Genomic DNA, 5,786 nt, shown 5'->3' on the forward strand with positions numbered 1-5,786 from the left:
AAGGACACCGTCAAGCAATCTACTTACGCCAGCTACCGCAGTTATCTCAACAAGCACTTTTGTGTGCTGGGGAAAATCCTGCTTAAAAAGCTGGAGCCGCACACCTTGCAGGAGTTTTACAACTACAAATTCCGTGAGGAAGGATTATCCCCCAAGACCTTGCGCAACTACCACATGGCATTACACAAGTGCTTACAACAGGCCGTAAAGGAGCGCTTGTTAGTGTACAATCCCTGCGATGCCGTGACCTTGCCCAGCGGAGAAAAGCCCGAAATTGTAGTATTTACCAACGACCAGCAACGGGCGCTGGTGCAAGCCAGCTACCGCCATCGCTATGGGGTATTTATCCGGCTGGATTTGTGTACCGGATTACGCATGGGGGAATTACTGGCGCTGAAGTGGGAGGACATCGACTTTTCCACCGCGCAGCTTCATGTCAGGCGCACGATTAACCGCCTTGCCAAGTACGAAGCCCACGACGGCGAAAACAAAACCGAAATCGTATTCGGTACACCCAAAACGAAAAACTCCCGCCGCACGATTCCGCTGACCCGCACAATGGCAGACGAGCTTACCCGCTCGAAACAGCAGCAGGCGCAGGACAAGATTCGGGCAGGGGATAAGTACACCAACGATGGCTTCATCGTCACCAACGAGTTTGGACACTACTTTGAGCAGAAAACTTTCAAGGATTACTACGACCGATTGTTGAAGGATGCCGACATCGGGCACTTTACCTTCCACGCCCTGCGGCACACGTTCGCCACCCGTGCGCTGGAGCGCGGCATGGACTACAAGACCCTGTCAGCCATTCTCGGTCATTATTCCGTTGCGTTCACAATGGACACATACGTCCACAGCATGGACGAACACAAACGGCGCGAGATGGACAAGATGGACGATATGTTCGGGATGCAGTACAGCATCTTTGTGGAGAACCAGCCCTACCCTGTACTCTGCACCTTATCCACGGACGGCTGCACAGCCCATGTTCCCGACTTCCCCAAAATCGTCATCACTACATCAACATTAGACGCCGCCCTGCTGGAGGTCAAACAGCAAATCCAAAAAGTCCTGCGCCAATATAAGAACCCACCCATTCCCACCAAACAGGAACAGATCGTCGTACCGAACAACAGCGTGTTGGTACTCGTCAAGGCAAGCTGACCGCACCGACCGCTCCTATATTTACCTGCCAACTCCGCAAGATTTATCCACAAAAAGCGCCCGGGCGGTTGAAAATCTCAACCGTCCGGGCGCAGTCGTTTTCCCGTTTTGGGGTCATTTTGGGGTCAAAGTTACCAGATCGTTACCACTTTTGCCATAATGTAGAAAAAAGCTCGTTGAAACTTGTCGTTTCAACGAGCTTTTGTTGGTTGCGGAGACAGGACTTGAACCTGCGACCTCCGGGTTATGAGAAATCTAAAATTTATGCGTTACAGTGCCGTTTTGTTGGGTTTTGTGGTATTGTGTACCAAAGGGTAAAACAGCTTTTGTCCCATGTGTACAAAAGGGTACTATACGGTGCTGACCCGTTCCAAACCCTTTTGGGGGCAGTTTTGGGGGCAAATCGGCAGGACGGATTCTGGCTCGCAACGCTCAAATAAATGCGCAGCTTTGGTCTCATTGAGAAATGCGAATACCCCCATCACAGGGTTCTTACACAGGAAACGCCCCACGAACTAATGATGAAATTTTACTCTCTAGCAAGAAGTTGTACGCAAGCACCACTTCACACAATCCCCGCACACCGCCCCTGTCGCCGCGAGAAACGCCCTTTTTTGGGCGCATTCACACCGCGTCGGAGCGGTGCCCTCCCAGCCAAATATTGCCCCAAATTCCCCGCTTCCCGGGGATTTTTTATTTTACCACAACGGCATTTACCTAGACGGGATTTCCCTGTACAGGCAAATCCTGCACAAATAAATACTAAATAAATAAAATACTAAGATACTATCGTATCCTATCCGTAAAACTACAAAAAACGGATTTTTTCCACTGGAATCTTGCCGTGATGCGTACAACTTAACACCGGAGAGGACAACTTACGATTGCACCATCTACTGCTGAAGCTGTATAATTATAACATAACCGTAGGACCCTCTGTCAGCATCTTAGGTCTCTCGTCAGGGTACAAAGTGTTGAAGTGCAGATTTTCCAGCGTAAGCCCCCGCACATTGCGCGCGTCCAAGTGGGTGGTGCGGCTCCAATCCGGATAATAGTTCTCGCTGCCGGGGGCGGTGGGAGCTTGCAGGCGGTCGGGGACCTCCGGGTAGGGCGCGGCGGGCAGGTCGGCAAGGCGCACGCCGCCGATGGCTGTATACCAGAAGTCCCGGATCGTCACATCCTCTATCGGGTGGGCGGCGTTGGCGTCAAGGCGGCAGCCGCCGAACTTCGGCTCGCCCATGATGTCGTTGTCAAAACGGCGCTGGGCGTGGGCCATTCCCTCGTCATCTACAGCTGTGATGCCGACAAACCGCAGTCTGGCCATCGTGCCGATGGGCGGTATGTGGTCTAACTCTACACTGCTGCCCAAATCGTCCGGGCGGTAGCGGTTGTTCAAAATCGCAAAAATCGGGCGGCGGACATTGTGCATGGTGACATTCTCCACCAGAATATCTGTAATGCTCCCGCCCTCGGTGCATTCCAGCTTGATGCCCTCGCGCCAGATATTGCGCATCGTGCAGTTGGAGATAACCACGCCGGAAATCTCGCCGATGGACTTTAACCCGATGCGGATGCCCGCGCAGACCGAGGTAAATGCGCAGTCGGAAATATGCACATCCTGCACGGGCAGACCGCTGGATTGCAGGCAGAGGTTATCGTCGGTGCCGTCGATATAGCAACCGCGCACCCAGACATGGCGGCAGCCGTCAAAATCCAGACCATCACCGTTGTAGTTCCGGTGATTCTCAATGTGCAGGTCGGTTGCCCAAATGAAATCGCTGTCCAGAAATGCCGTTGTCCACGCGGCAGCATTCAGCAGCCGCAGGTTCTGTACGCGGACATTGCGGCAGCGCAGCACCCGCAGCAGCATGGGACGGTAGATGCTGCCTGCGTTGGGGAACGCGGCGGCATTGCCGTCAATGACGCCGCTGCCGCAAATTGTGACATTTTCGGCAGCTTGGGCAAACAGGAAACAGCGGTCCAGCTCCGGCTCGTTGCGGTAGCGGTTGTGGTGGGTATCGGTGCCATAGTCGGCAATATCGGGGCTGGCCAGCAGGGTGGCGCTGTTGGTGATTTCCAGCGCCACATTGCTTTTCAGGTACAGCGTACCGCAGACAAATGTACCGCCTGCCAGCCGTACCGTGCCGCCCTGCGTGGCTGCGGCATCTATCGCCGCCTGCACGGCAGCCGTGTCTTTGCTGTGACCGTCAGCCACAGCCCCGTAGCTGCGGGGATCGAAACTATCATTCATCTTGCTTTCCTCAGGCAAATGTCACCTTTGTTTCCAGCACCGTTGTGCCGGGATGGATCGCATACTGTACCATCGGGATGACCGTGCGGGGGTACTGCAGGCTCGTATTGGGCATGGGTTCCAAAACCAGCGGCGTGCCGCAATCGGTCAAGTCCTCTACCGCACAGAAGCCGCCGGGATGTTCCGCGCGGGCGGCAGCGGCGGTGCAACTGTGTGCTGCGCCGGGGCAGTCATCGGGGACGGCAAACCCGGCATCGAACGCCTCGCAGGCGATTTCACTCATAACCGTATGGCGGCGGAGATGCCCGCCATCACACAAAGCAATCTCCGTCACAACCTGCACGCCGGGCAGCGGCAACCAGACGGCGCGGGTCCCGTTCTCCGTCATTTCCCACGACTCCGGCGCAGCCTTGACGAAGATATGCCCGAGATACCGGAAGCTCAGCACCGAATCCGGCGCAGCCTCCTCCAGCGTGCGCTGGCTGCGCGCGGCGCTGAACGCATAGCGTGAGCAGTAAGCAAGCTTTGCGTACTTTTCCTCCATCTGGGGGAAAGGGTGTTTGACCCGCAGCGCCGCCGGGTACAGCACGGCCATGCCGTTTACCCGCTGGGCCAGCATCTCGGCACCGGGCAGCGGGCGCACGGCGTCCAGTGCGGGCAGCGGCTCCGCCGGGGTTTGCCAGAAGGGATGCGCCGCGGGCAGCATCAGAAACGCAAACGCCTTCATGCACCAGTAGGGGGAGCCGGGGGCGTTGTAGTTTTCCGACATCATCAGATTCGGGTAGGCGTAGCCGATCGTCAGCACGCCGCCGTTATCGGTGATAGGCTGCGCCGCCCACCAGTCGAGATGCCGCGTGACAATGCCCTTGATAATGCCCGGCGTGAACACCGGCAGCTCTGCCGCCGCGCAGAGCGAGAAAAATGCCGCCTGTGCAAAGCGGTAGGTCTGGCTGCGGCCATAGGCGACCGCCGCGCCGTTTTCATCAAACCAGTAGATAAAATCCTGCGCAAACTTGCAGGCGCGGGCGCGGAATTTTTCGCACCGCGCAGGGTCATCCTGCTGCATCGTCATAGCGTAGAGCAGCGAGTAAAATACGATGGCAAAGCCGTTATAGTAGTCTTTCATGCCGCCCTTGCCGTCAAAGTACCAGCCGTGGGTGTCATAATAGCTGTCAATGCGGGCCAGCCCCAATTCCAGCCGTTCTTTATTATACGGCATACCGCGTTTTTTCAGTGCGCAGTTGACCAGAATGCAAAAGAACTGCCAGTTGCTGTGGCTGCACTCATAGTGGTTGATGTTGTCGAGCCACTTTGCCAGATTTTCGCGTTCGGTGTCGGTCAGCGGGTCCCACAGCACATCGGGGGTCAGCAGCAGACCGTAGGCGATCGCCGCCATCTCGACAAATTTCTGGTCAAGGTCGCGGCAGCTGCCCCAATACCCCGGCCCGCCGGGGGTCGTGCCGGACACAAGACCGCGGCGGTAGATTTCTTCCCACGCGGCATCATGACCGCCGCCCGCCCAGAACGGCACCAGTGCCCACAGCGGGCGGCTGAAGGCCTCCATCGGGATGGTCGCGGTTTCGTAATGGGCGGCGGTTGCGCCCAAAGCAAAGCCGCTGCCGCCCGGCGTCAGGCGGCTTTTCAACGGTTCCAGCAGGGCCAGCATCCGGGCGGCCCACTGTGTGCGCTCGTTATCCATTGTTTTGCTCCTTAAAGCTCTTGCGGTAGGCCGCAGGGGTCTTGCCATAGTAGCGGCTGAACACCTCGTTAAAATAGCGGTAGTCCTTGAAGCCGACCTCCTCGGCAATCTCGTAGCTGCGCTTATCGCTGTTTAACAGCAGCTCCAGCGCGTGTTCCATCCGCACGCGGTTCAGGTAATCCTTGAAATTCTGCCCCAGCTGCTTTTTAAAATAGCTGCTGAAATAGAACGGATTCATGTGGATATGCTTTGCCAGCACCTCCAGCGTCAGGTTCTCGCAGTAGTGCGCGGCAATATAGTCGGTCACCTTTTGAATGTCCTTATGTTCATTTTTCTTGACCTGCCCGGCCATCTGGCCGTACAGCTCCTCCAGCGATTTTTTGAACAGTGCTTCCAGCGCCGGGTAATCGGCGGTCTCGCGCGCGGCATCCAGCAGGTCGTTGCTGCCGCCCGCGCACTGCACGCCGGAGCGTTCCAGCCGCGCCTGCACCATGCGCCGGCAGACAAGCAGGTGGTAGACAGCCGCATCGGCGCGGCCATCGGTGATGGGCGGAACAGCGGCCAGCAGGTTTTCCACCGCACGGTTGAAAATTTCCCGGTCGGTCTCGACAAAGCCGGCAGCCACGGCCTCCTGCAGCGGATGCAGGGCGGCGGTGTCGGCAGGGGCCT

General features: G+C 57.0%; 4 protein-coding genes. 1 reads left to right on the top strand and 3 read right to left on the bottom strand.

What is annotated here, in order from left to right; translation table 11 throughout:
- Positions 1–1,167 (top strand): tyrosine-type recombinase/integrase (locus B5D32_RS14195; RefSeq protein WP_078785617.1); only part of this gene is annotated, 1,167 nt, incomplete at its 5' end.
- 913 nt (positions 1,168–2,080) lie between these two features.
- Here B5D32_RS14195 and B5D32_RS14200 read toward each other — a convergent pair.
- The 3 genes from B5D32_RS14200 to B5D32_RS14210 all read right to left on the bottom strand — a co-directional run.
- Entirely contained in the window at positions 2,081–3,418 is a 1,338-nt protein-coding gene (locus B5D32_RS14200; RefSeq protein WP_078785619.1) for a glycoside hydrolase family 28 protein, read from the bottom strand.
- A gap of 10 nt (positions 3,419–3,428) precedes the next feature.
- The gene (locus B5D32_RS14205; protein WP_159447068.1) at positions 3,429–5,117 is read right to left on the bottom strand and encodes a DUF2264 domain-containing protein; all 1,689 of its coding nucleotides are present in this window, start codon (positions 5,115–5,117) and stop codon (positions 3,429–3,431) included.
- The coding region (locus B5D32_RS14210) for a helix-turn-helix transcriptional regulator (protein WP_143402798.1) at positions 5,110–5,786 on the bottom strand (677 nt) is incomplete at its 5' end. The genes B5D32_RS14205 and B5D32_RS14210, both read right to left, overlap by 8 nt.

The organism is Gemmiger formicilis, assembly GCF_900167555.1.
GTDB lineage: Bacteria > Bacillota > Clostridia > Oscillospirales > Ruminococcaceae > Gemmiger > Gemmiger formicilis.